This window comes from Halomonas cupida (assembly GCF_900142755.1).
In the GTDB taxonomy this organism is placed as follows: Bacteria; Pseudomonadota; Gammaproteobacteria; order Pseudomonadales; family Halomonadaceae; genus Halomonas; species Halomonas cupida.
On sequence record NZ_FRCA01000007.1, the window covers coordinates 64820 to 91666 of the forward strand.

Below are 26847 nucleotides of genomic sequence, written 5' to 3' on the forward strand. Positions count from 1 at the left end.
CGTAAGCCGTAAGCCGTAAGCCACAGCAGTCTACTCGGTTTCCGTGCCTTCCCCATGTACCTGGGCGACTTACAGCTTAAAGCTCTTCACTTACAGCTCGTTGGGCGGCTCTGCCGCCCAACGTCACGATTGCGTCCCGCCGACGGTCAGCTCATCGAGCTTGAGTGTCGGCTGGCCCACACCGACCGGCACTCCCTGACCTTCCTTGCCGCATACCCCGATGCCGGTATCCAGTTCCATGTCGTGACCAATCATCGAGACACGCCCCATGGCCTCCGGACCATTGCCGATCAGGGTCGCGCCCTTGACCGGTACCGTGATGCGCCCATCCTCGATCATGTACGCCTCGCTGGCCGAGAACACGAACTTGCCCGAAGTGATGTCCACCTGGCCACCGCCGAAGCTGACAGCATAGATGCCACGCTTGACGCTCTTGATGATGTCCTGCGGATCATCCGAGCCAGCCTTCATGTAGGTGTTGGTCATACGCGGCATCGGCATGTGTGCAAAGGACTCGCGGCGCGCGTTGCCGGTAGGCGCCATGCCCATCAGACGCGCATTCAGCTTGTCCTGCATATAGCCGGTAAGGATGCCGTCCTCGATCAGCGTGGTGCACTGCGAAGGCGTACCTTCATCATCCACCGACATCGACCCACGGCGGTCCTGCAGCGTACCGTCATCGACCACGGTGACGCCGGGAGCCGCAACCCGCTGGCCCATGCGACCGGCGAAAGCGGAGCTGCCCTTGCGGTTGAAATCACCTTCCAGACCATGGCCAACGGCCTCGTGCAGCAGGATCCCCGGCCAACCAGCACCAAGCACTACCGGCATCTGCCCGGCCGGTGCATCCACGGCCTCGAGATTGACCAGTGCCTGGCGCACCGCCTCTTTGGCATAGGTTTCGGCCACACCTTCATCGCGCAGACGTGCCATGGGATAACGACCACCGCCCCCGGCGCTACCCCGCTCCCGGCGACCGTTGCGTACGCAGATCACACTGACGTTGAAACGCACCAGGGGGCGGATATCCGTCGCCAGGGTGCCATCACTGGAGGTCACCAGCACCACTTCGTAGACTCCGCTCAGCGAAGCACTGACCTGAGTCACACTAGGGTCGGCCGCACGAGCCACGCGGTCGGCGAGCTTGAGCATCGCCACCTTGTCCTCGGCGGACAGCCCGGACAGAGGGTCGATACCGGCATAACGCGGCTCGGCACTGACCTGAATGCGTGGCGCACGCTCGATACGAGCGCCGCTACGCACGATACCACTCGCCGTGCGCCCGGTTTCGAGCAAGGCATCTGCGGTGATCTGGTTGGAATAGGCAAAACCGGTCTTCTCACCGGCCATGGAGCGCACACCAACACCGCCATCGATGTTGTAGCTGGCCTCCTTGACCTCGCCGTCTTCCAGCACCCAGCCTTCCTGCCAGGTACGCTCGAAATACAGGTCGGCATAGTCGATGCCTGCGCCGAGGGCGTGCCCGAGGCCTCGATCGAGGCCGTCGAGATCCAGGCCGCCAGGCGTAAGAAGCGTGGCTACCGCTTCATCGAAGGACTCGCGTTGAGATGTCATTGAGCACTTTCCAGAGATATCTGCGGTGAGGTCCAGGGACCCTGCACCTGATAATGAATTCGTGTAACGCTGTCGATGGCATCACCGAACAGCTTATCGGCCACGAACAACGCGCCACCTACCATCGGCGCTCCCGCCAGCACGGCCGCCAATGGCAGGTTGTTGCTGACTGGCAGCGTGACTCCCAACATCAAGTCGAGATCGCGGCTGGCCAGGTTCGCTGTCCCTTCAAGGGTAAAGTCCGTGGCGGGACCGTCGATGCTGATCGGCCCCTGGGTTTCCAACACCCCACCATACAATGTTGCCGTGCCTCTGACACGGTCAAAGGCAGTTCCGGCACCAGTAACGTCAGAAAAATCGAGTCGCAGACGGCGAAACAGGTTATCGACGTTGAGCAGTCCAATCACCCGCGCCGAGGGTGAACTGACGTTGGCGAAGGTACCATCCTCCATGTCGACGTCGATACTGCCTCGCGAATGCACCAAGGCGAACTGCCAGGGAGCGCCGGGCCACGCCAGTTGGCTGTCGACGTCCAGGGTCTCACTGGTTACCGCCACTTGTTGACCGAGTGCCTCCAGCGCAGTACCGGGATCTCCGCCAGTAATCGTCAGTCGTGAACGTGTCAGGCTCTCACTGCTACCTGACGCTTCCCAGAACAACTCTCCTTCAGCGGTCAGCTCACCAAGTTCAAGCGAAACCGGAGCAAGAGACAACTGGTCCGAACGCGCCTGCCACTGGCCCTTGAAGGGGCCGAAACGATGTCCCTGGTATTCAAGATCGACGATCTCCAGCATCCCGGCCGGCAATTCACCAAGCCGTTCGGCAAAGGGCGCTGGCTGAGCCGCAATCTCCAGTTCACCGAACAGCGACCCCGGCGCGCCTTCCACGACCGGCTCAGGCTTCATATCCGCCACCAGACCATCCAGATCCAGGCGCTCCAGACGAATACGCAACGGCTGTGCAGCACCGACCAGATAGTCCAGTTGTCCTTCCATCAAACTACCGCTCAGCGACGCCTGCCAGTTCCTGCCCTGAGGGTGGGCATCCAGCGCCAGCGAGCCCAGACAACTCTGCTCATTGACAAGGCAGGCCGTATCCGCCTGCACCCGATTGATGGCAAACGGCAGACCACCAGAGCCTCTCTCATGATCGCCGCTCAGCAGCGGCTTGATGGCATCCGCCCAGGCAACGATATCGAGTCGCGGCAAGGTTGCGCCTAACTCCCAGCCTGCGGCGTTCGGCCAACGGCTCGGTGCCATACGTCCGACCCACAGCTGCCCCTGGCCACCTGCGGCATCGCGCCAGCGTCCGCCCAGCTCATGGCCGAGCTGCCCACGAATGTTGCCGTTGTCTCCCAGGCCGATATCCAGCGCCAGAGGCATCGACTCGCTGCTGTTCTTGCCAAGCGGATCAGGCAAGGCAATCGTTATTCCGCGCAGCGAACTGTCGATGCTCAACTGCTCCTCGTTGAGGTCCAGCGAACCCTGCCAGTCAGTGGTACCACTGAGCAGCGTATCCGGAGGCAACCCAGCCCACTCGCTCAATGCAGCACTGCTGGCGGTACCGGCCAGCGCAATCGGACGATTGGGCTCCGCCATATCAGCACGAATGCTACCGCCCAGCACTTCGCCTTCTACCTGACCTTGCAGCCCACCCTGTTCACCCTTCTGGTGCCAACTCAACGGACCACTGACATCAGTGAACAGCAGCCCTATCCCACGATGTTCGATGCGTGGTGCTCGCAGTTGAGTCGCTACCTCAAGATCCAGCGCCGCGTCGCCATCGTCCATCGGCAGATTCAGCGTCAACTGGCCTTCGACCTGCCCCTGTCCCTGCCAGTCCGCTGCGGCTTCCGCTCCATCCACCGGCATCTCGGCGAGGAAGGCAAACAGGTTATCCAGAGATCCACTGACCGGACCCTCGACATTGAGTTGCTGGTCCTCAAGCACCGCCCGAGCACCTTCCGTGACCAGGCCATGCGACTCGGCATGGTCGACCCGGGCATCGACGTTCTCGTCCTTGACCGACAGATGTCCGCTGACATCGGTCAACGCTGGCCATCCCTCGGCATAGGGAAGACGCCCATCGACAATGTCCAGCTCGAGATCCAGACTCGGATCCAATGCTTCACCGGACAGACTGTCCTGCTCCCGTAACGGCACATGCAGCCCCAGACTCCCCTGGGGAACATGCCCGGCCAGGCCACTGGCCAGCCATTCAGCGAGTTCGGGGTCAACATCATTGCGCAACAGCGGCATGGGTAACCAGCCCGACAATGGCTGATCGAAGGCATCGACGTTCTGGAAGTCCAGGTTCAGGCCAAAACCACCACGCTGATCCGAGGCGATGGCCAGGCCGAAGTTGCCCTGAACATCGGCGCCCTTCCAGCCCACTTCAAGATCACGGCCACTGACGAAACTGCGCGGTCCATCGTAGGACCAGCCAACCCGACCACGGGCATAATCCAATGCCATGGGCTCAGCAAATATCTCGGGAAAATACATCGATGCGCCGTCGGCATTGACGAAGTCCACCCGACCGCTGGTGCCGTCGGCCTCGACCCAGATATCGAGCGGCCCACCGCCAGGCGCACTCTGCCAGGGCGACACCTCAACCGCGTTTGCTGCCACCCGAGCCTGCCACTGGCCATCCCGCCGCCCAAACCCCAGCCCCGAGACCTGCCCCCGCGGCTGCAAGGCATCAACGGCCCGTGCCAGCCCCTCGGGCAATTGCAGGCGTTCACGCCATGCAGCCAGAGCCTCGAGTTCAAAACCGGACGCATTGGCCCACCAGCCATTGTCCAGGCTGGTGATGTGCCAATACTTGGGAATGGGTGTCCCGGCAGGCGCCTGCTGCCCATTGCCACCGGTCCACTCGATCGCCTCGGCACTCCCCTCGAACCAGGACTGCCAGTCATCCACACCCTCACGTACCCATTGGCCACGCAGCTCACCGCCATCGAGCACCACACCACCCTTGTGCTCGACATCGGTATCCAACGGGCGAGACTGGTTGAGGGCCAGGCGCGGGGCGGTGAGATCGAGCCGCACATCCACCAGACGCCCGCCATCCCAGCGCCCCCAGAGCTTGACGTCACCGCTGGCTTCGTCGAACCGCACGATGTCCTCGATGCCCAGCAAGGTGGATAACCCGGTAAGACTCTCGAGCTGCATGGTGCCCTGCAGTGCCGCATCGAAGTTCGCGGCATCCTCATCACCCGGTTTCAGCGTCATCACTACCTGCAATGCTTCCTTACCGCGGCCCTCGATGAAGACCTCGCCTTCGATGTGCGTATTGCCGCTCTCATCGGCGGTCATCAACACTCGCGGCGCCCGCAACTCGGTAACACGGCGCTGACCATGCAGCACCACTCGCAGGTCATCGACCCAGGCTCGCTGGCGCAGTAGAACACCGACCCAGAAATCAACGCGCTGCAGGCTGAACTCGCCTTCCGGCACCAGCTCGGGGGGAATCCGCGCCGGCCTTGGCCATGTCCAGCGACGCTGCTGATCCTGGTAGAGATGCAGGGTAACGCCCTTGAAATGCGCTCGCTCGACCACCGGCAACAGATTGCGAACGCTGGTCAGACTATCGAGACGCACATCGCCATGATCGATCTGCAACAACGGATAGTCGCCCAGCGAAGTACGTGATTCGAGGGACAGGCCATCAAGAGACACCTGCGGGTCGACGCCATTGATCGCGCCATCGATGTGGGTCAGGCTGGCTTTAGCATCGAAGCGGTTCTCGAGCATGTCGACCAGCATGGTCTCGAGTTGGTTGACCTGGGCAAATGACAGGCGCAGCACCAACAGCAGCAGTGCGACCAGCGCCAGCACCACCGCAACCAGCGTCAACGTCCATCTTGACAGCAGGCGGAATGGCGCCATGGGATCACATCAGCACGATGTCGTACTGCTCCTGGGAATAGTGGGATTCGACCTGAAAACGGATCGTCTTGCCGATGAATTCCTCGAGATCAGCCACAGCGGCCGATTCCTCGTCGAGTAGCCGATCCACCACTGCCTGAGACGCCAGCACAGCATAGGTCTCGGCATTGTAGGCACGCTCCTCGCGTAGAATCTCGCGAAATATCTCATAGCACACCGATTCGGGAGTCTTCAGGGTGCCGCGCCCCTGGCAGGACGGGCAGGGTTCGCAGAGCGTCTGCTCCAGGCTCTCGCGGGTACGCTTGCGGGTCAACTGTACCAGGCCCAGCTCGGTGACCCCGGTGCACTTGGTCTTGGCATGGTCACGTTCCAGTGACTTCTCGAGCATGCGCAACACCTGGCGCTGATGCTCCGTATCCACCATGTCGATGAAATCGATGATGATGATGCCGCCGAGATTACGCAGACGCAGCTGTCTGGCGATGGCGGTTGCTGCCTCGAGGTTGGTCTTGAAGATGGTTTCCTCGAGATTGCGATGCCCGACATAGCCACCGGTGTTGACGTCGATGGTGGTCATCGCCTCGGTGGGGTCGATCACTAGATAGCCGCCGGACTTGAGCTGTACCTTGCGCGCCAGTGCCTTCTGGATCTCATCCTCGACACTGTAGAGATCAAAGATCGGGCGTTCACCGGAATAGTGTTCGATACGCCCCACCGCAGCGGGCATGAATTCCTCGGCAAACTCCACCAGCTTGACGAAATTCTCGCGGGAATCGATGCGTACCCGCTCGATCTCGTCGCGCATGACATCGCGCAAGGTACGCATGAACAGCGGAAGGTCGTCGTAGATAACGCTGGGGGCCGGTGCAGTGATCTTGCGCTCACTGACCTTGCGCCACAGGCGCAGCAGGAAGTGCATGTCGGCGGCCATTTCTTCCAGCGTCACCCCTTCCGCTGCGGTACGCACGATGAAGCCACCGGTAATCTCGATATCCTGCTCGGCCTGTGCGGTTTCGATCAGCTCGCGCAGCCGCTCGCGCTCTGTTTCGTCCTCGATCCGCTGGGAAACCCCATTGTGTGGCGAGTCCGGCATATAGACGAGATAGCGCGATGGTACCGACAGGTGTGTCGTGAGGCGAGCGCCCTTGGACCCTATCGGATCCTTGGTGACCTGAACCACCAACGACTGACCTTCGTGCAACAGCTGGGAAATCGACGGCTGTTCCTCGGGAGGAACACCAGCTGCCACCACATCGTGGGCGTGGATGAAGGCAGCGCGCTCCAGGCCGATGTTGACAAAGGCCGCCTGCATGCCGGGTAGCACACGGACCACTCGTCCCTGGTAGATATTGCCGACGATACCCCGGCGTCGTGCGCGCTCGATGAAGGCTTCCTGCAGCACGCCGTTCTCGACCACAGCAACTCGAGTTTCCATCGGCGTCAGATTGATGAGTACTTCACCACTCATGCGGCAGTCCTTGTCCTGGTGTTCTGGTTAAGCAATTCTCAGGATAACCCCTGCTCAGGATGACCCATGCGCTGGATTCTTCTCGCATACCTGGCGGCCAGCATCATGGAAATCCAGCGGCCTGCGGCCATTATGGCACGCCAGATGCCTGTCAGTCGTGCCAGATGGTCACACCCTGACGTGCCAGCAGCTGCGCTGTCTCGAACAGTGGCAGACCCACCACTGCCGAGTAGCTCCCCTCGATGCGCGTCACGAATACCGAGGCCAGCCCCTGAATGGCATAACCGCCGGCCTTGTCGACAGGCTCACCGGTACGCCAATAGGCCGAGATTTCCGCATCACTGATCTCGCGCATGTGTACTGCCGTTACCACCGTGGTCTCCAATGTCCCCTGCGGACCGGCCACGGCTACCGAGGTCAACACTTCATGCCGCCGTGCGGAAAGCGATTTGAGCATGGCAAAGGCATGCGCCTCATCCTCCGGCTTACCGAGGATCCGGCCTTCGCAGACCACCGCTGTATCCGAGCCAAGCGTCGGCAGCCCGGCGGAGGCGGAGGCTGAACCCGATTGAGCCACCCCGGCAAGGGCCTTGGCGATGGCCAACCTTGCCACGTAGGCTTCGGCGCTCTCACCGGTATGGGGAGTTTCATCGATGTTTACCGGTGCCACCTCTACCTGGACACCAATCGACGCAAGCAGTTCACGCCGCCTCGGCGAAGCCGAGGCAAGGCGTAGTTGAGCGACAGACGTCATGGGATCACTCACCGGTGGGGCGCCGTCTCAGTGCCTGGAACAGGGTGGCCAGCCAGGGCCAGAGGGCGGCACCGATCAACGATGGCAGAAGGAACGACAGATGCATGGAGAAGGGACCAAACAAGGTGCGCAGCCACTGCTCGACCAGTTGCGACAGCCCCAGCAATACAAAGATCAGCACCGCCTGTTGAACCAGTGAATAGGTACGAAAGCGCGGATAGACCAGGGCGCTGAGGAAGGCCAGCAACGACAGCGTCAGCGCGTTCTGACCCAGCGGCGCACCTTCGATGAGGTCGAGCAGCAGTCCCAGCACAAAGCCGTGGAACACACCGACCCGCTCGGGCTGGTGCATGCACCAGTAAAGCAGCATCAGACCCAGCCAATCCGGACGCCACACCTGCCAGCCCTCGGCCATTGGCATCACCTGCAGGCACAGGGCGAACAGCAGGGTGAACCAGATCCAGAGCAGACTGACTCGAACGGACGTAGCCATCAGCGCTCCTCCTCGCTCACAGGGGTCGACAAGAGAGCCCCCAACTGCACTGCCGCCTCAATGGCCAACGGATCCAGTTCGGGCTCCCAGCGACCCTCGACCACATTCAATGCTGGCTCCGGTGGGAACAACAGCAGGAAGTGCCGCGAACGCTGCAGGCGTGCTACCGGCTCGGCCTTGACGGCGGCGAAGGGCTCGCCGGGATCATGACCCACCTCGGTGACCCGAGCGACTGGATAACCGACCGGGAAGCGCCCGGCCAGGCCGGAGCTGACCAGCAGATCGCCGACACGGATGTCAGCGGTATCGGGCACATGCAAGACCTTCAAGGCGTCGTAGCTACCGGTTCCCTGAATGATGAAACGCAGCCCATTGCGGTTGACCTGAACCGGCAGCGCATGACTGGCATCGGTGACCAGCAGCACGCGACTCGAATAGGCCGACAGCTCACTGACCTGCCCCGCCAGCCCGGAAGAATCCATCACCGGCTGCCCGGCATAAACACCATCGCGACGGCCACGATCGATGACCATCTGATGGGTAAAGGGGTCGGGGTCCAGTGACAGCAGCTCAGCCGTCAGGTAAGGCACATCCCGCTCCTGAGCGGCGTCGAGCAGCTCACGGAGTCGAACATTCTCGGCAGTGAGGCTGGCCATACGCTGAACACGATGTGACAGCGTGAGCAACTGCTCACGCAAGCGGGCATTCTCTTCAACGAGAGCGCGCTGATCAGACAGCGCAAGCGCTCCCCAGTTGAGGATGTCGCTGGGCAGACTCACCACCCTCTGGATCGGTGCCACCAGCGTCGACAGCTGGGCGCGCACCAACTCCATGCGAGTGAAGTGGGTATCAACGAACATCAGTGCGCCGGCCACGACCGCACACAGAAACATGCGGTAGCCGGGCACTGAGCCGTGCGAGAACAGCGGTTTGATAGGCCGTCTCCCTCGAGATCCAGGGCCAGGGTTAGTCGCTGGAGAGCAGCTCGAATGTACGCTGATCGATCATTTCGAGGGCCTTGCCACCGCCGCGTGCCACACAGGTCAAGGGGTCATCTGCCACCACGACCGGCAGGCCGGTTTCCTCGGCGATCAGCTTGTCCAGATCACGCAGCAGGGCACCACCGCCGGTCAGCACCAGGCCGCGCTCGGCAATATCTGACGCCAGCTCGGGCGGAGACTGCTCCAATGCACTCTTGACGGCGGCAACGATGGAACCCAGCGGCTCCTGTAGCGCGTCGAGAATCTCGTGGGAGTTGAGCGTGAAGCTGCGCGGAATGCCTTCCGCCAGGTTGCGTCCGCGCACATCGATCTCACGCAGTTCGCCGCCCGGATAGGCACAGCCGATCTCTTCCTTGATGCGCTCGGCAGTGGCTTCGCCGATCAGGCTGCCATAGTGGCGACGCACATAAGCGCTGATGGCCTCGTCGAAACGGTCACCACCGACACGAATGGACTCGGAATAGACCACGCCGTTGAGGGAGATGATGGCGATCTCGCTGGTACCACCACCGATATCAACGACCATCGACCCCTGAGCTTCCTCAACCGGCAGACCGGCGCCGATGGCAGCCGCCATGGGCTCCTCGATCAGGAAGACCTCGCGGGCACCCGCGCCTTCGGCGGATTCCTTGATGGCACGGCGCTCAACCTGCGTCGACATGCAGGGAACGCAGACCAGTACGCGCGGTGACGGGGTCAGGAAAGTGCTCTGATGCACCTTGCGAATGAAATGCTGCAGCATCTGCTCGGTCACGGTGAAGTCGGCAATGACACCGTCCTTCATCGGCCGGATAGCGGTGATGTTTCCGGGAGTACGACCCAGCATACGCTTGGCATCAGCACCCACCGCAGCCACGCTGCGCATGTTGCCTGATTGACGGATGGCAACCACCGACGGCTCATCGAGGACGATGCCGCGATGACGCACGTAAATGAGCGTATTGGCCGTTCCCAGGTCGATCGACAGATCGCTGGAGAACACACCTCTTAAACGTTTGAACATGGAAACGATACCTAGTGCTGACCGGAAACCCTGTGCGGACGCAAACGGTATCACTGCGCCCCCCCAGCGGCAAGCGCCATGCGCATAGGTCGTCACATCCAGGTCTGCCAGACAACGCTGATCTGTGGTACCTTCTGCGGTCATTTCCCGCAAGCTTCCCTTGAGGAAACCATCATGGCGCTTGAACACGCCGAGGTACTCCGCGCCGCGCACCTGGCCCGGTTAGACCTTTCCGACAACGATGCAACAAAGTATCTGGACGATATCAGACGAATCCTCGACATGGTTGATCAGCTTCAAACGCTGGATACGACGGATGTCGCGCCCCTCGCCCATCCGATGGATGCTACCCAGCGGCTGCGCGCCGACGAAGTTACCGAAAAGGATCAGCGCGACCACTATCAGCAATGCGCCCCTCAGGTGGAAAATGGCCTCTACCTGGTTCCCCGCGTCGTTGAATAACGCTGTTGCCGACCTGGAACAGCCATTGAACAGATCCGTTGTGGACGGGAAGAGTTGCAGGAATTGCGCTCAAGCCATTGATCCAGATCACCCCTGAGCCACGCCTTTTCGGAGCCAGGCCCATGCATGACAAGACCATTACCGAGATTGCCGGCGCACTTGCCGCCGGCACGATCTCCAGTCGCGAGCTGACCCAGGATCTGCTCGGACGCATTGACCGCATGGACGGTCAACTCAACAGCTTCATCACCGTCACCGCCGAGCAGGCGCTGAGTGCCGCCGATCACGCCGACCAACAGCGTGCCAACGGCCAGGCCGGCCCTCTCACTGGTGTCCCGCTGGCGATCAAGGACATCTTCTGCACCCAGGGTGTCAAGACCAGCTGTGGCTCGAAGATGCTCGACAACTTCATCGCCCCCTATGACGCCACCGTAGTCAGCAAGCTGCGAGCCGCCGGCACTGTCAGCCTCGGCAAGACCAATATGGACGAGTTCGCCATGGGCTCATCCAACGAGAACAGCTTCTATGGTCCAGTGAAGAACCCCTGGGACCTGACAGCGGTTCCCGGTGGCTCCTCCGGTGGCAGTGCCGCTGCCGTGGCAGCAGGTCTGGTACCCGCCGCGCTGGGCACCGATACCGGCGGTTCGATCCGCCAGCCGGCCGCCTTCTGCGGTATCACCGGCCTCAAGCCGACCTATGGTCGCGTATCCCGCTACGGCATGGTCGCCTATGCCTCGAGCCTCGATCAGGGCGGCCCCATGGCACGCTCCGCGGCTGACTGTGGCCTGCTGCTCAACGCCATTGCCGGTCACGATGCCCGTGACTCGACCAGCGTCGCCCGCGTCGTACCCGACTATACCGAAGAACTTGACGCCCCCCTGGCCGGCCTCAAGATCGGCCTGCCGCGGGAATATTTCGGTGATGGCCTCGACCCCAGCGTCGAAAGCGCCATCCGCGATGCCATCAAGGTCTTCGAATCCCTCGGCGCCAGCGTGCGTGAAGTGAGCCTGCCGCATACCTCCTATGCGATTCCGGCCTACTACGTCATCGCCCCGGCAGAAGCCTCCTCCAACCTGTCGCGCTACGACGGTGTGCGCTTCGGTCATCGCTGCGACAACCCCAGCGACCTGATCGACCTCTACAAGCGGTCACGCGCCGAAGGCTTCGGCGATGAGGTCAAGCGCCGTATCCTGATCGGCACCCATACCCTCTCCGAAGGTTTCTTTGACGCCTATTACAAGAAGGCTCAGCAGGTGCGCCGCCTGATCCGCCAGGACTTCCTCGACGCCTTCGAGGAAGTCGACGTTCTGATGGGTCCCGCCGCACCGACGCCGGCCTTCGATCTGGGCGCAACCAAGGACCCGGTGTCGATGTACCTGCAGGACATCTACACCATCGCCATCAACCTCGCAGGCATTCCCGGCATCAGCGTGCCGGCCGGTTTCTCCGGCAAGCGTCCGGTGGGCCTGCAGATCCTCGGCACGCACTTCGCCGAGGCTCGTCTGCTCAACGTCGCTCACCAGTTCCAGCAGGCCACTGACTGGCACCTGCGCCGTCCCGAGATTGCCGAGGAGAACGCCTGATGCAATGGGAAACCGTGATCGGGCTGGAGGTCCACGTCCAGCTCGCGACCCAGTCCAAGATCTTTTCCGGGTCCTCCACCGCCTTCGGTGCCGAGCCCAACACCCAGGCCAACGCCGTTGACCTGGGTCTGCCGGGCGTACTGCCGGTGCTCAACGAGCAGGCGGTGGCCATGGCACTTCAATTCGGCCTCGGTATCAATGCCGAAATTCCCGAAGTGTCGGTGTTCGACCGCAAGAACTACTTCTACCCGGATCTGCCCAAGGGCTACCAGACCAGCCAGATGTACGAGCCGATTGTCGGTCGTGGCGAGGTCGAGATCCTGCTCGACGATGGCAGCGCCAGGGTCATCCGCGTGCATCATGCGCACCTCGAGGAAGACGCCGGCAAGTCGCTGCATGAAGACTTCCACGGCATGACCGGTATTGACCTCAACCGGGCCGGAACGCCGCTGCTGGAGATCGTTTCCGAGCCGGACATGCGCTCAGCGAAAGAGGCCGTCGCCTACCTGCGCGCCATCCACTCCATCGTCACTTATCTCGGCATTTCCGACGGCAACATGGCCGAAGGCTCGATGCGTTGCGACGTCAACGTTTCGGTGCGCCCCAAGGGCCAGGAAGAGTTCGGTACCCGTGCCGAGATCAAGAACGTCAACTCATTCCGCTTCGTCGAGCGCGCCATCGCCTACGAAGTGGAGCGTCAGGTCGAGCTGATCGAGGACGGCGGCAAGGTAGTGCAGGAAACTCGCCTGTACGACCCGGAAGCCGACGAGACCCGCAGCATGCGCACCAAGGAGGAAGCCAACGATTACCGTTACTTCCCCTGCCCTGACCTGCTGCCGGTGATGGTCGATAGCGCTTATATCGACCACCTGCGCGAATCACTCCCGGAACTGCCCGCCGAGAAGCGCGCCCGCTTCCAGGACGAACTGGGCCTGTCGGCCTACGACGCCGGAGTGCTGTCGAGCAGCCGAGCCATGGCCGAGTACTTCGAGCGCACCAAGGATGTCTGCGGCGATGCCAAGCAAGCGGCCAACTGGGTGCAGGGCGAGCTGTCCGGCGCACTCAACCGTGATGCGCTGGATATCTCGGACAGCCCAATCAACGCCGACCAGCTCGGTGAACTGATCAAGCGTGTTATCGACAACACCATCAACGGCAAGGCCGCCAAGCAGGTCTTTCAGGCACTGTGGAACGGCGAAGGCGGGGGTGAAAACAATAGTGCAGATGCCATCATCGAAGCCCGGGGGCTGAAGCAGGTGACCGATACCGGCGCCATCGACGCCATGGTGGAACAGGTGATCGCCGACAGCCCGGCTCAGGTGGCGCAGTATCGCGATGCCGAGCCAGACAAACGCGGCAAGATGATCGGTTACTTCGTCGGCCAGGTGATGAAGGCCTCGCGGGGCACCGCCAACCCGCAACAGGTCAACACCCTGCTGAAGGAAAAGCTCGACGCCTTGTGCTGAGCCCGCCAGACACCGCGGAATGCCACCCCGGTTGTCAAAGCCTGCAATTGTGGCATGATCCAGACAGGGCCAGCGACACGCTGGTCCTGTCGTATCCGAGTCTCCGATCAAGGAACCCAGGATGTCAGATGACGTCGGCGCCCGTCTCCGGGCTTTGAGAACCCTGCGTGGTATCTCCCAACGAGAGTTGGCAAAGCGCTGTGGTGTCACCCACTCCAGCCTGTCACTGATTGAACAGGGCAAGGTCAGCCCGTCGGTCAGCTCACTGAAGAAGATCCTCGACGCCATCCCCATGAGCGTGGGCGACTTCTTTACCATGGACCTGGAAAGCCGCAATCAGGTGTTCTACAGCGAGGATGAGCTGACGGATGTCGGCAGCGGCGATGTCATCTTCAAGCTGATTGGTGCCAATCGTGAAAGTCGTGCGCTGTCATTCATGATCGAGACCTATCCGCCTGGTGCCGATACTGGACGCGAAATGATTGCCCACCAGGGCGAGGAAGCCGGTGTCATCCTCGAGGGTGAGATCGAGATCACCATTGGTGCCGAAACCCGTCTGCTCACCGCTGGCGAGGCCTACTACTTCGATACCAATGTCCCCCATCGCTTCCGCAATCCCGGCACGGCCCAGTGCCGCCTGGTCAGTTGCGCCACCCCGGCAAGAACCTTCTAACCGAAGAACGCCTTCCCGCAGACGCCCGGGCAATACTGACTCCACCATCGCGCCGGGCGCGCACCGGCTGACACGCCCGGCACGCCGCCTGTGAGACCAGGGGGGTCTATCAGTCAAAGTCCCATAAGACCAAAGCCCCATAAGACCAAAGCCCTGTCACAGCACCCTCTTGCCACCATTTTCCCGGCCTGATTCTGCCCACCCTTCATATCGCACGGGGCAATCGAAAAGTTTACCGCCACGAGAAAGGCGCCATTTGCCCCTTTATTCCGGGATTTGAATGTGAGATCAATGTGACATAAACGAGACATCGGCCTGCCCATCACTACAAGAAAGGCTGCCGCTCCAGGTTCAACACCCGGGCGGTAGGGAAGACACACCGGGAGGTACACATGAAAGGTCGCATGATCCCTGCTCTGACCATCACTGGACTCTTGAGTGCCACCAATGCACTTGCTTCCAGTGGCGCCATCAACATTACCGGCAGAATCGTGGAAAGTTCGTGTCTGGTGACCCTTGGTGGAGATTCTGGAGGCCATTCATCTGTCGCCCTACCGGTCATATCCCGGGATGCGCTGGCCCGGGCCGGAGCCACTGCCGGTGCGACGCCCATGACCATGGCGCTGTCGGACTGTCCACCCCAGGCCAGTGTGCGCGCCTGGTTCGAGCCACTGAATGTGGACCGCAACACAGGCAACCTGACCAATCTGGCAGCCAACACGCCCGCCGCCAACGTCCAGGTTCAGATCACCGACGGCAGCAATCAGAATGCCATCGACCTCCGCAACAACAGCAACAACCGCTACACCACCATCGACGATGACACTGCGACACTGAACTACGCGGCGCAGTACATCGCCGTCGGCGGCGCAGCTACAGCAGGCAACGTCGAGTCACACCTGGTCTACACCCTCGAATATCGGTGACGGCTCAACGGGACGCATAAAAAATGGGTCACGCATCGCGTGACCCAGAAGAGAGACGAGTTCTCGCCCCATCAGTGCTCTTTGAAATGCCGCTATGGGCAGCCAAGCCGATATTAACCGGGCATGCTTTCATGTTGGGTTAATGGCGGCACAGGGACGTGCCGCCGTCGGCCATCAGGCCGACGCGAGACCGCACCACACCAGCAGATCCGTGCATCTACGCCAGTGTGGTGTGGAAGACAATCACATCGATCAGGATGAGCTATTTGATTGCCATGTTATTAACCCGGCATGCTTTTATGTTGGGTTAATTGCGGCACATGGACGTGCCGCCGTCGGCCATCAGGCCGACGCGAGACCGCCCCACACCAGCAGATCTGCGCATCTGCGCCAGTGTGGGGCGGACGACAATCAAATCGATCAGGATGAGCTATTTGATTGCCATGTTAATAGCTCAATAGCGGCTTATAGCTCGAGAGCCATCCATACGCTCTTGAGCTCGGAATACTCTTCCAGCGAGTGGTGCGACTTGTCACGACCATTGCCGGATTGTTTGACGCCGCCGAAATGTCACGAGCCCCCGACACTCATGCAGGGCGCAAGATCTCGTCACGCCGGGTGGCTGACCATACGACATAGTTCATCAATCGTCTTCGAGACGGAGTCCTTGCGCCAGGCCAGCATCAGTTGCGAAAAAATCTGCAGATCATCCGGTTCATAGGCGACTAGGTCGCTCTCCCCCCGCGCCATGATACTCGGCATGATGGCATACCCCATACCCGCGGCCACCAGGCTACGGATAGTGATGTCATCATGACACTCCAGGATGGTATTGGGCACGATACCGGCTTGCTCGAAGCAACGATCAACTCTGTCATAGCTGCCCGGCGTAGAATCGCGGCTGAAACGAATGAAAGGCGCTTCGGCAAAGGCACGTAACGCGGTCGGCGGTGCCTTGGTCAGGGGATGACGTCGGCTAGCAACAATAGCCATGCGATAACTGGCAATCGGCAAATAGCCCAACCGTGGATCATCTTCCTGCTCGGTAAACAGAATACCAGCGTCGAGCTCCCCGTCGATAATGGCCTGAGCCTGCGGCCCCGACAGCATCGATTCCAGGGTCAATCGGATCCCCGGATGCTCTGCGCGAAAACGACTGATCAAGTTCGAGATGCCAGGAATGCAGGAGTGAATGGTGGTGATACCGATCGACAGGGAGTCACTATAGCCATCGGAGATGGTACGGGCCTTCCTGGCCACCCATTCCAACTCATCAATCAGCCTGCGGCCGTTGTCGTAGAGAAACTGGCCTGCATGTGTCAGCGAAACGCCCTTGCGATCACGCTCGAGCAGCCGAGCTCCAACCTGTTCTTCCAACAGCCGTATCTGACGAGTCAACGCGGGCTGAGCGACGGGAATGCGCCCAGCGGCTCGCGTGATGGAACCTGCCTCTACCACGGCCAGGAAATACTTCAGCTTCTTGCTATCCATTGGGCTGCCTCACCACTCGGATCGATCAGCATATCAAAAAAGCATGACCGCATAGGAAAGAAGTATTTTTATCGCCTGTTCACCTGAACATACTATCTATCCCCACAAGCATTCATGCTAGGTAACTCGTCGCACAGGTACGTTCCGACTGGCCGACGCAAGCCTGACAGACGCCCGCAAAATTCCCCCCTCTCTGCCAGCATGAGACGAGCGACAATCAAGAGGATCAGGGTGAGCGTCTTGATTGTCATGTTGACAAGAATCATGCCGACCAGGCTTTGGTGACGGACGCCTCACGAATTGCCTCCTCCCGATTCATCAACGCCCTTTCACGCAGATACCTCGTTCTGGAAGCAAGTACGCCAAATCGTCGAGTAACCGACCAGGACGATAAGTAGCAACGCGGCATGGCAGCCCAATCAGCCGACACCAACTGGTGATCAACTGCGCACACGGAACACTAGAGCAAGCAAGGACAATGCGATGCAAGAGCAAGAGGCAGAACGAATGATTGCCTTCCGGCAAGAGCTTCACCGATACCCAGAGCTATCCTGCGAGGAGCAACACACGGCACGGCGTATTGCGACCATGCTGCGTGAAATCGGAGTCGATGAGGTCCATGAAGCCATCGGCGGTCATGGCATCGTCGCTATCATCCACGGCCATCAACCAGGCGCAACGGTGGGACTGAGAGCCGACATGGATGCCCTGCCCCTTCATGAAGCCACCGGACTAGCCCATGGCTCGACCCACGCCAATGTCATGCACGCCTGTGGTCATGATGGACATACCGCCATGTTGATGGGTGCAACACTCAACCTGGTAAAGGCGCGCCCGCCTCAAGGTCGAGTCGTTCTTGTCTTCCAGCCTGCCGAGGAGCTCGGTACCGGCGCCCCCTCCATGCTGGAGGATGGCCTGCTCGAGCGCTTTCCGATGCAGGCTATCTTCGGTCTGCACAACTGGCCAGGCGTGGAGGCGGGCTCCTTCGTCATCCACGATGTACCACACATGGCCTCCAGCGATGATTTCGAGGCATGCTTTCACTCCGAAGGTGGACATGGCGCCATGCCGCACCTGACCACCGACCCCATCGTCGCAGCCGGGTTGTTCGTCACCGCCATACAGCAGATCGTCAGTCGCAACGTCGCCCCCGAGGATATTGCAGTGGTCAGTCTCGGGTGTCTGCAAAGTGGACATGCCAGCAACATCATTCCCGCTTCGGCGATACTGAAGGGCACGGCTCGTTGCTTCAAGCCCGATGTCCGCCACCAGCTCGAAAGGCGAATTCGCGAGGTTGCCGAGGGCGTCGCACGGGCCAGCGGTTGCGGCGTGACGCTGGACTACGTGCCCTCGACTCCCGCAGTGGTCAACGACGCCGACTGCGCAAGGCTATGTCGGAAAGTCGTCGAAGAGTGCTGGGGCCACAACCGGCTGGTCACCCACCCCATCAGCATGGGCGCCGATGACATGGGCTTTCTGCTCGAAGCGATACCCGGCGCCTATGGCTGGATCGGCAACGGCAAGGGCGACACGGTTCCGGATCTCCACCAGCCGGATTACGACTTCAACGACGATATCCTCGCGCAAGGCAGCGACTTTCTCTCCAACGTGGCCCTTCGCTTTCTTGACGAGCATCACCAACAACCGGCAAGCACAACAACCACTCGATACTGAGGTTCAGCATGAGCGATCTCGAAAGAACAACGACACGCGAGACGGCACAACAGCGAACCATGAAGTTTCCCCACATCTTCGTGGTGCTGTTCACCTTTATCTGCCTTGCGGCATTATCGACCTACCTGGTAGATGCCGGCAGCTACGAGCGCACCACCACCGAACAGGGGCAGACCGTAGTGGTGCCGGGCAGCTACGCGCCGGTTGAAACCGAGAAGGCCGGTTGGCTGACGCCCTTCATGGCAGTGTTCGAGGGTATGCGAGAAGGCAGCAGCATCATCTTTTTCATCTTTATCTCCGGAGGGGCCTTCGGCGTGCTCAAGGCTACCGGCGTGCTGCAGACACTCGTGGCCAGTGTCAGCCAGGCGCTGTCGGAGCGCGATATCGTCCTGATTCCCCTGCTGATGCTGCTGTTCGCCGCTGGCGGCGCCACCTTTGGCCTGGCCGAGGAAACGATCGCGTTCATCATCATTCTCGCACCGATGCTGCGCCTGCTGGGCTACGACTCCATCACCGCTGCTGCCGTCCCCCTGGTCGGGGCAGGTGCTGGCTTCTCCGCCGCCTTCATGAACCCCTTCACCGTCGGCGTCGCTCAGGATATCGCCCAGTTGCCGATCTTCTCTGGTATGACGCTGCGCGCCGGCTACTGGGTCATCTTCGTCGGCGTCAGCATCACCTTCGTGACACGCTACGCGTCCAGGGTCAAGGCCCGGCCCGAGCACAGCCCCGTCTACAACAGCGACCGCCGACAGTTCGGCAACCCCGAACCCATGCAGATCAACCAGCGACTGAGTCTGTCGGACAAGCTAGTACTGACGGCCTTCATCGGCGCAATCATTACCATCGCCTATGGCGTCATCCGTCATGGCTGGTATATCGGCGAAATGTCGGGAGTCTTCCTTCTGATGGGGATTCTCGTCGGGGCGCTGGCACGCATGGGACCCAACGAAATTGCAGAGCATTTCGTCAGCGGCATCAAGGAAATTGCGATGGGTGCCCTGGTGGTAGGGTTCGCCTACGGCATCCTGATCGTGCTCAAGGATGGGAGTATTCTGGATACCATTCTTCACCAGCTCGAAGGGCTGCTGGGCGATATGCCGGCAGTACTGACGGCCACCAGCATGTTCCTGGTACAACTGTTGCTGAACTTCCTGGTGCCCTCGGGCAGCGGGCAGGCGGCCCTGACCATGCCGCTCATGGTGCCGCTGGCGGATATGGTCGGCGTTACTCGGCAGACCGCGGTGCTCGCCTTCCAGTTCGGCGACGGTATTTCCAACATCATCACCCCCACCTCCGGCTACTTCATGGCGGGCCTGGCCGTGGCCGGCGTGTCATGGAGCAAATGGATCAAGTGGATACTTCCTCTTGTCCTCATCCAATTGCTGATGGCCAGTAGCATGATCACCCTGGCCCACCTGATATCCTGGTCCTGAAAGGAAGCTTCCCATGACGATTAAACGCATCACGCTACATGGTCTCCGTCTACCACTCAAACGCCCCTTCAAGATCGCCTACGATAGCTATGAAGATATCGAGAGTCTGGTGATCAGCATCGAATCGACCAGCGGAGACATCGGCTGGGGCGAAGCTGTGGTTGATCAACACGTATCGGGCGAAACCTGGCAGTCAGCGCGCAGCATCATCGCCGAGGAACTGGCCCCCCTGCTGATCGGCAGGCCCGCCGCCGACATCGGCGCCTTCCACCGTGCTGCCGAAGCGCGCATTCGGCACAACCCCTCGGCAAAAGCATCACTGGATATCGCCCTCCACGACCTGATGGCCCGACAGTGCCGGCGGCCGCTTCATTCTCTGCTCGGTGGGCGCTGCCATGAACGTCTTGAGCTTCCCTACGTGATCAGCATGTTGTCACCCGAGGAGATGGCACGCCAGGCCGACGAAGCCTGCCGGCAAGGCTACCGCTCGATCAAGATCAAGCTGGGCGACATGCCGGAAACCGACATCGAACGTATCGCCCGAGTGCGAGAGGTCCTGACACCCGACATGATCCTCAGGGTGGACGCCAATCAGGGCTGGAGCGTCAAGCAGGCCCTGCATGTGATTCGACATGCCGAGCCCTTCCGTGTGAACTGGTACGAGCAACCGGTATTCATCGAAAACCTCGAGTCCCTGGCCCGGGTCAGCCGGGCCACGGATGCGGTCATCATGGCCGACGAGCCGGTTCACGGCCTCCGTGACATGCTTCAAGTCATCCGACTCGAGGCGGCCGACATGGTCAACATCAAGCTGATGAAGTCCGCCGGTCTACATGTGGCCCGAGCCATGGCCGAGCTGGGTATGGCGGCCGACATTCCCTGCCAGGTGGGCTCGATGGTGGAGTCCTCCATCGCCACTCTGGCCGGTGCCCACCTGGCTATTGCCCATCCCAATATTATCGCCAATGACCTGGTCGGCCCCGCAATGCTCTCATGCGATGTGGCCGAGATGCCTGGTGACAGCACGCACATCATGCTGGACGAGTCACCGGGACTCGGTGTCGATATCGACCGCGACCGCGTACGCGAACTCAGCGCCTTCGAGGACTTCATCGACTGACTCCATGAACGCCTCGCAGCCAGACAAGTCTGCTGCGTGCACTGACAAGCAAGCTCGCATGACGCAGCCCGGATAGTGCTCGCAAGCTGGCCGCGCCTCAGAGCGCGGTCGTCAACGCCATCCATACGCTCTTGAGCTCGGAATACTCTTCCAGCGAGTGGTGCGACTTGTCACGACCATTGCCGGATTGTTTGACGCCGCCGAAGGGCACGGTCTGATCACCACCGGCCCAGTTGTTGACGAACACCTGGCCGGACTCGAGGCGTCGAGTCACCCGCATGATGCGATCGATGTCCTGACTCCACAGACCGGCGGCCAGACCGTAGTCACTGTCGTTGGCCATGGCAATGGCCTCGTCTTCGCTGTCGAAGCCGAATACCGAGAGCACCGGGCCGAAGATTTCCTCTCGGCCAATGGTCATGTCGTCATTGACGCCATCAAATATCGTCGGCTGGATAAACAATCCCGGGCCTTCCAGAGCTTCACCGCCAGAACGCAGCCGTGCGCCTTCCTCCACACCCTTGCGGATATAATCGAGAATGCGCTCGTACTGTGTGCGATCCACGATGGCGCCCATGAAGCTCTGCGGGTCCAACGGATCACCCGGCTGCATGGACTCGGCAGCCTGAAGCACCTTATCGACGAATGCCTCGCGCACGCTGTTCTCGACCAGCAGGCGCGATCCAGCGATACAGACCTCGCCCTGATTGTGGAAGATGGCTTCGGCGGCATGACGTGCCACCTTGTCCAGATCCCGGCAATCGGCAAACACCAGATTGGGGCTCTTGCCACCACACTCCAGATAGACCCGCTTGAGATTGGATTGCCCGGCATACTGCATCAGTTGCTTGCCGACACCAGTAGAACCGGTGAAGGCCAGACAATTGACGTCCATGGACAGCGCCAGCGCCTTGCCGACGGTATGGCCGAAACCCGGCAACACCTGGAACACGCCCTTGGGTATGCCCGCCTCCTGGGCCAGTTGCGCCAGCCGCAGGGCCGACAACGGCGACTTCTCGGAAGGCTTGAGAATCACGCTGTTGCCCGCCGCCAGCGCCGGACCGATCTTCCAGGCCGTCATCATCAGCGGGAAGTTCCACGGTACGATGGAGGCAACGACGCCGAGCGGCTCACGCAGCACCAGCGCCAGCGAATCCTGCCCGGTCGGTGCCACTTCCCCATACAATTTGTCGATGCACTCGGCCTGGTAACGGATGCAGCCGATGGCGCCGGCCATGTCACCCAGCGAGCTTGTGACCGGCTTGCCCATATCAAGCGTATCGAGCAGCGCCAGTTCATCGCGATGCTGCTCCATCAGGTCAGCAAGCTTGAGCATCACCTTCTTGCGCTGCCCCGGGGCCAGGCGTGACCACTCACCAGAGGCAAAGGCGGCACGGGCATGAGCCACGGCCTTGTCGGCGTCGGCCGCATCGCAACTGGCGACGCTGGCCAGCACTTCTCCAGTGGCCGGATTGATGGTGTCGAAGGTCGCGCCGCTTTCTGCGTCAACAAAGGCATCGTTGATCCAGGCACGGGACTCCAGACGAGTCTTGAGTTGTGTGGCAAGCGCCTGCCACCCGGCCAGGTCCTGTGGGCGGGTCATGCGAGAGTCTCCATGGAAGGATCGAGAGTAACGCCCCGGGCCTCGAGGCGACGCGCTGTCTCATCCAGCGCGGCTCGGGCCAGGTCGACCAGTTCATCGATCTGTTCAACGCTGATCACCAGGGGAGGAGATATCACCATGGTATCGCCTACCGAACGCATCACCAGGCCGGTCTCGAAGCAGATGTCGCGGCACAGATTCCCCACCGCCAGTGACTTGTCGAAACGCTGCCCCGTTGTCTTGTCGGCGGCAATTTCCAGGGCACCGATCAGGCCCAGCGACCTCGCTTCGCCAATCAACGGGTGTTGTTCCAGTTCCTTCCAGCGTTTGGCCAGATACGGCCCCGCCACGTCACGGACATGCTCGACCACGCCTTCCTGCTCCATCAGTTGCAGGTTCTTCAGCGCCACCGCCGCGCAGGTGGGATGTCCGGAGTAGGTAAAGCCGTGATAGAACTCACCGCCTTCATCGATCAATGTATTGGCGACACGATCACCGACCAGCACACCGCCGATGGGCAGATATCCGGAAGACAGCCCCTTGGCGACCGGCATCAGGTCCGGCTCGATGCCGTAATGCACACTGCCGAACCACTCGCCTAGACGGCCGAAGCCACAGATGACCTCATCGGCCACCAGCAGAATGTCGTACTTCGCCAGCACTTCCTTGATCGCCGGCCAATAGCTGTCCGGCGGAATGATGGCACCGCCGGCACCCTGCACCGGCTCGGCAATGAAGGCCGCGACCTTGTCGGCCCCCAATTCCTGGATACGCTCATCCAGAGCCTGAGCACAGACCCGGCCGAACTCGTCCGGCGACATGTCACGCCCTTCACTGAACCACCAGGGCTGGCGAATATGGGTGATACCCGGCACACAGGGGCCACCTTGTTCGTGCATGGGCGCCATGCCGCCCAGACTCATGCCAGCCACGGTGGAGCCGTGATACCCGTTCTCGCGACCGATGACCCACTGCTTCTCCGGCTTGCCCTTGAGCGCCCAGTAACGGCGCACCATGCGCAGCACCGTATCGTTGGCCTCCGACCCCGAACCGGTAAAGAACACTCGATTCATGTGCGCGGGTGCCAGGCGGCATAGCGTCTCCGCCAACTCCACGGCCGGTGGATGAGTGGTCTTGAAGAAGTTGTTGTAGTACGGCAGTTGCTGAAGCTGTTCAGTGGCCGCATCCACCAGTTCCTGACGACCGTAGCCAAGATTCACGCACCACAGGCCCGCCATGGCATCGAGAATGCGATTGCCATCGGCATCGTGGATATAGATGCCGTCGGCCGAAGTGATGATCCGGCTGCCTTCCTCGCCGAGCGCCTTGAAGTCGGTGAAGGGATGCAGGTGATGGTCGCGGTCGAGCTGCTTGAGCCTCGCAGTGGATGGCGGGGTCATGGCTCACTCCTCCGGTAGAGAATATCGAGGTCGATCCGGCTCACCACCAGAATCGACTGTTATGTTTTAATCAACATATCGATCCATATGCCGAATGCCAACCCTTTTTGCACAACCGAGCCAATGATTCGCATAACACACTGATTTTATGTGTTAGACCATCGTATAATGTCGATATTCTGGATAAATTGCATTGTTTTCTGTTGACCTCGTAGCATTTTTTGGTCAACTTTCATGAACGCCGCAACCCGGCAGAGAACAATACCCCAGCCTCCAACAACAACCGGGGACACCACCATGAATCACTCGCCACGACCATGCTGGCTGCTGCTCGCACCGCTGATTTCCCTGCTCCTGCTGTTCGCCGTGCCGGTGCAAGCCGCTCCCTCACTCACTCCTCCACCCGTCATGCTGGAAGGCATCCCTACCGGAGTTGCCCTGGAAGGTATCGAGCAGACCAGCGACCTGCATGTCGAATATCGGCAGTCGGCACTGGATATCCAGTTCACTGGCGACTCTGCCAGCGTCACGATCACCCCGGGCAGCGAGCCAGGCCCGCTTTCTCTCGTCGATGGCAACGGCAGGATACTGGCTACCACCACCATCGATGCTGTCCCCGCCTGGTTGTCGCTGCTGCCGGCAATGGCCGCCATCAGCCTGGCGCTCCTCTTCCGTCAGGTGATCCTCGCGCTGTTCGCTGGACTATTACTGGGCGGCTGGGTGCTGCACGGCATGAGCGCTGGTGCCCTGGTCAACGCCTTCGGTGACTCGGTCAACGTTCACGTGCTGACGGCTGCCAGCGATAGCGACCACATGTCCATTGTGCTGTTCTGTCTGCTGATCGGTGGCATGGTCGGGATCATCTCCCGCAATGGTGGCACTAGAGGCATCGCCGAGCGCATCGCTCGGCTGATCCGCGGACGGCGTCAGGCGCAGAACTCCACGGCACTGCTGGGCCTGGCCATCTTCTTCGACGACTATGCCAATGCCTTGATCGTCGGTAACACCATGCGCCACATCACAGACCGACTGAATATCTCACGTGCCAAACTTGCCTATCTGGTCGACAGCACCGCGGCACCGGTATCGGCCATCATGCTGGTCACCACCTGGATCGGATTCCAGGTCGGCCTGATCAGTGAAGCCATGTCGGAAATCGATGGCTGGAATGAATCGGCGTACTCGGTATTCGTCAATGCCATTCCCTACAACGCCTATCCGTTGCTGGCCCTGGCCTTCGTCTTTCTCGTTGCCTGGAGCGGCCGTGACTTCGGCCCGATGCTCAAGGCCGAACGTCGCGCCCTTTCCGAACCTGCGTCCCGGAGCACCATCAGCAATCGCGAGTCGATCGTCGAGGAAGCCGACATTCCCACCAAGGAAGGCATCCCGACACGCGCCTTCAATGCCATCGTGCCGATGATCGTGCTGGTTACCATCACCCTTGGCGGCATCTACTACACAGGCCTGAGCGCCCTGGGTGGCGGTGAGCATGACCTGCGAGACATCTTCGGCGAGGGCGACTCCTTCAGTTCGATGATGTGGGGATCTCTGGCCGCCTGCGTGGTCGCCGTGGTGTTGACCCAGGCGCAGCGTCTGATGAGCATGACCGAAACAGCGCACTACTGGTTCGAAGGTGTGAAATCCATGCTGTTGCCGATCACCATCCTGATGATGGCCTGGGCGCTGGCCAACGTGAATGAAGCACTGCATACCAGCGATTTCCTCGTCTCCGCATTGGGTGACAGTCTGGCACCGCAGTGGCTGCCCGCAGTGATCTTTGCTCTCGCCGGCTTCACCGCCTTTGCTACCGGATCCTCCTGGGGCGTGATGGGTATCATGATGCCACTGGTCGTCCCACTGGCATGGGCCGTACTCAGTCACCATGGTCTGGCAGGTACAGCGGAAGGCATGCCGCTGCTCTATGCCTCTGTCGCCGGCGTCCTCGCTGGAGCCGTCTGGGGCGACCATTGTTCGCCACTGGCCGAAACCACTCTGCTCGCTGCCATGGCCAGTGGTTGCGACCTGATCGATCACGTCCGCACCCAATTGCCCTACGCCCTGCTCGTCGGCGCCGTCGCCCTGGCATTCGGCTCCCTGGCCGTCGGTTATGGCATCAGTTGGTGGCTTGGTCTGATTGGTGGTGTCATCTGCTTGATGGCAGTGCTGTTCACCGTAGGCCAGCGCGCCACGGCAGGGTTTCAGCCCAAAGAAAGCCCTGAGCCTTCATCTACGCCCCATACCTGACCACTCTCCCCCGAGGGCCCGCAGCAGTGGGCCCTTGTCATTCTGATCCATTGCTGCGACAGGAGTCTTGCAACCAACCGGCATACCAGGCCAATCTCAAGACTCCAACAGGCTTCCAACCACAAACCATCTCGACAGAGGGCGTCATGCGAGAAGCGAACAAGGCCTACGTAGAGCACGCCAATATATCGGTACTGAACGCTCAGGAAACCATCGACTTCCTGACCACAGCCATTCCGTCCTGGTCAGTGCGTGGACAGGGTGAGATGGATTGGTTCGGTGAGAAGATTCAATGGTTTCATGTCGGTGATGACAACACCTATATTGCCGTCCAGACAGGCGGCAAGGGCGTCGTACAGAACTGGAAGGAGAGCTGGACCGGGGTCAAGCATATCGGCATTGTAGTGCCCGATCTGGATTCGCTGGTAACCCGCCTGGATGAGGCCGGATATCCGGTGGATCATGCAGGGGCCAGGCACCCTTTTCGGCGAAATGTCTATATCTTCGACAACAACAGGATTCAGTACGAATTCATGGAGTATTTCTCCGATGCCCCTGCTGAGAGGAATGATTACGATCTCTAGAAGT

Annotated in this window: 20 protein-coding genes and 1 pseudogene; 10 read left to right on the top strand and 11 right to left on the bottom strand. The window is 60.7% G+C overall.

Going from position 1 to position 26847, the window contains the following annotated elements; genetic code table 11:
* Positions 1–123: 123 nt before the first annotated feature.
* From tldD to BUE38_RS13505, 7 genes are all read right to left on the bottom strand, one after another.
* Positions 124–1575 (bottom strand): metalloprotease TldD, encoded by a 1452-nt coding sequence (gene tldD, locus BUE38_RS13475; protein ID WP_073435743.1) that lies wholly within the window; start codon positions 1573–1575, stop codon positions 124–126.
* A complete protein-coding gene (locus BUE38_RS13480; RefSeq protein WP_073435744.1) occupies positions 1572–5465 on the bottom strand; it encodes a YhdP family phospholipid transporter in 3894 nt (1297 codons plus the stop codon). Before BUE38_RS13480 ends, tldD begins: the two co-directional genes overlap by 4 nt.
* A gap of 4 nt (positions 5466–5469) precedes the next feature.
* Positions 5470–6933 (bottom strand): ribonuclease G, encoded by a 1464-nt coding sequence (rng, locus tag BUE38_RS13485; protein ID WP_073435745.1) that lies wholly within the window; start codon positions 6931–6933, stop codon positions 5470–5472.
* A gap of 151 nt (positions 6934–7084) precedes the next feature.
* Positions 7085–7687, bottom strand: coding sequence for a Maf family protein (locus BUE38_RS13490; RefSeq protein WP_073435746.1), 603 nt, complete (start codon positions 7685–7687; stop codon positions 7085–7087).
* A 4-nt stretch (positions 7688–7691) separates the two neighbouring features.
* Positions 7692–8180 carry a rod shape-determining protein MreD gene (mreD, locus tag BUE38_RS13495; RefSeq protein ID WP_073435747.1) on the bottom strand — a complete coding sequence of 163 codons (489 nt, stop codon included), beginning with the start codon at positions 8178–8180 and terminating at the stop codon, positions 7692–7694.
* Positions 8180–9073 carry a rod shape-determining protein MreC gene (gene mreC / locus BUE38_RS13500; protein ID WP_084541954.1) on the bottom strand — a complete coding sequence of 298 codons (894 nt, stop codon included), beginning with the start codon at positions 9071–9073 and terminating at the stop codon, positions 8180–8182. Before mreC ends, mreD begins: the two co-directional genes overlap by 1 nt.
* A 73-nt stretch (positions 9074–9146) precedes the next feature.
* On the bottom strand, positions 9147–10184 hold the full coding sequence (locus BUE38_RS13505; RefSeq protein WP_021817118.1) for a rod shape-determining protein: 1038 nt from the start codon (positions 10182–10184) through the stop codon (positions 9147–9149).
* Between the two features lie 174 nt (positions 10185–10358).
* Between BUE38_RS13505 and gatC the strand changes: the two genes are divergently transcribed.
* The 5 genes from gatC (at position 10359) to BUE38_RS13530 (ending at position 15294) form a co-directional block, all read left to right on the top strand.
* On the top strand, positions 10359–10646 hold the full coding sequence (gene gatC, locus BUE38_RS13510; RefSeq protein WP_073435749.1) for an Asp-tRNA(Asn)/Glu-tRNA(Gln) amidotransferase subunit GatC: 288 nt from the start codon (positions 10359–10361) through the stop codon (positions 10644–10646).
* A 122-nt stretch (positions 10647–10768) separates the two neighbouring features.
* Complete coding sequence (gene gatA, locus BUE38_RS13515; protein WP_073435883.1) at positions 10769–12229, top strand: Asp-tRNA(Asn)/Glu-tRNA(Gln) amidotransferase subunit GatA; 1461 nt, start codon at positions 10769–10771, stop codon at positions 12227–12229.
* The gene (gene gatB / locus BUE38_RS13520; RefSeq protein WP_073435750.1) at positions 12229–13695 is read left to right on the top strand and encodes an Asp-tRNA(Asn)/Glu-tRNA(Gln) amidotransferase subunit GatB; all 1467 of its coding nucleotides are present in this window, start codon (positions 12229–12231) and stop codon (positions 13693–13695) included. Before gatA ends, gatB begins: the two co-directional genes overlap by 1 nt.
* A 121-nt stretch (positions 13696–13816) precedes the next feature.
* A complete protein-coding gene (locus BUE38_RS13525) occupies positions 13817–14368 on the top strand; it encodes a cupin domain-containing protein (RefSeq protein ID WP_073435751.1) in 552 nt (183 codons plus the stop codon).
* A 392-nt stretch (positions 14369–14760) separates the two neighbouring features.
* Complete coding sequence (locus tag BUE38_RS13530) at positions 14761–15294, top strand: fimbrial protein (RefSeq protein ID WP_073435752.1); 534 nt, start codon at positions 14761–14763, stop codon at positions 15292–15294.
* A gap of 465 nt (positions 15295–15759) precedes the next feature.
* On the opposite strand, the pseudogene BUE38_RS23505 reads toward BUE38_RS13530, so the two are convergent.
* Both BUE38_RS23505 and BUE38_RS13535 read right to left on the bottom strand, forming a co-directional pair.
* A pseudogene (locus BUE38_RS23505) lies at positions 15760–15861 on the bottom strand (aldehyde dehydrogenase family protein); the annotation flags it as partial.
* Positions 15862–15903: 42 nt separating this feature from the next.
* Complete coding sequence (locus BUE38_RS13535) at positions 15904–16785, bottom strand: LysR family transcriptional regulator (protein ID WP_073435753.1); 882 nt, start codon at positions 16783–16785, stop codon at positions 15904–15906.
* Positions 16786–17268: 483 nt separating this feature from the next.
* On the opposite strand from BUE38_RS13535, the gene BUE38_RS13540 reads away from it, so the two are divergent.
* From BUE38_RS13540 to BUE38_RS13550, 3 genes are read left to right on the top strand one after another with little or no spacing between them, the layout of a single operon-like run.
* Positions 17269–18459 (top strand): M20 metallopeptidase family protein, encoded by a 1191-nt coding sequence (locus BUE38_RS13540; RefSeq protein WP_073435754.1) that lies wholly within the window; start codon positions 17269–17271, stop codon positions 18457–18459.
* Positions 18460–18467: 8 nt separating this feature from the next.
* A complete protein-coding gene (locus BUE38_RS13545; RefSeq protein ID WP_073435755.1) occupies positions 18468–19892 on the top strand; it encodes a YfcC family protein in 1425 nt (474 codons plus the stop codon).
* 13 nt (positions 19893–19905) lie between these two features.
* Complete coding sequence (locus tag BUE38_RS13550; RefSeq protein WP_073435756.1) at positions 19906–21012, top strand: mandelate racemase/muconate lactonizing enzyme family protein; 1107 nt, start codon at positions 19906–19908, stop codon at positions 21010–21012.
* Between the two features lie 97 nt (positions 21013–21109).
* On the opposite strand, the gene BUE38_RS13555 is transcribed toward BUE38_RS13550, so the two are convergent.
* Both BUE38_RS13555 and BUE38_RS13560 read right to left on the bottom strand, forming a co-directional pair.
* Complete coding sequence (locus BUE38_RS13555) at positions 21110–22615, bottom strand: aldehyde dehydrogenase (RefSeq protein ID WP_073435757.1); 1506 nt, start codon at positions 22613–22615, stop codon at positions 21110–21112.
* Positions 22612–24015 (bottom strand): aspartate aminotransferase family protein, encoded by a 1404-nt coding sequence (locus tag BUE38_RS13560; protein ID WP_073435758.1) that lies wholly within the window; start codon positions 24013–24015, stop codon positions 22612–22614. Before BUE38_RS13560 ends, BUE38_RS13555 begins: the two co-directional genes overlap by 4 nt.
* 297 nt (positions 24016–24312) lie before the next feature.
* Between BUE38_RS13560 and BUE38_RS13565 the strand changes: the two genes are divergently transcribed.
* Both BUE38_RS13565 and BUE38_RS13570 read left to right on the top strand, forming a co-directional pair.
* Positions 24313–26259 (top strand): Na+/H+ antiporter NhaC family protein, encoded by a 1947-nt coding sequence (locus BUE38_RS13565; protein WP_073435759.1) that lies wholly within the window; start codon positions 24313–24315, stop codon positions 26257–26259.
* Between the two features lie 146 nt (positions 26260–26405).
* Entirely contained in the window at positions 26406–26843 is a 438-nt protein-coding gene (locus BUE38_RS13570; protein ID WP_073435760.1) for a VOC family protein, read from the top strand.
* Positions 26844–26847 lie beyond the last annotated feature (4 nt).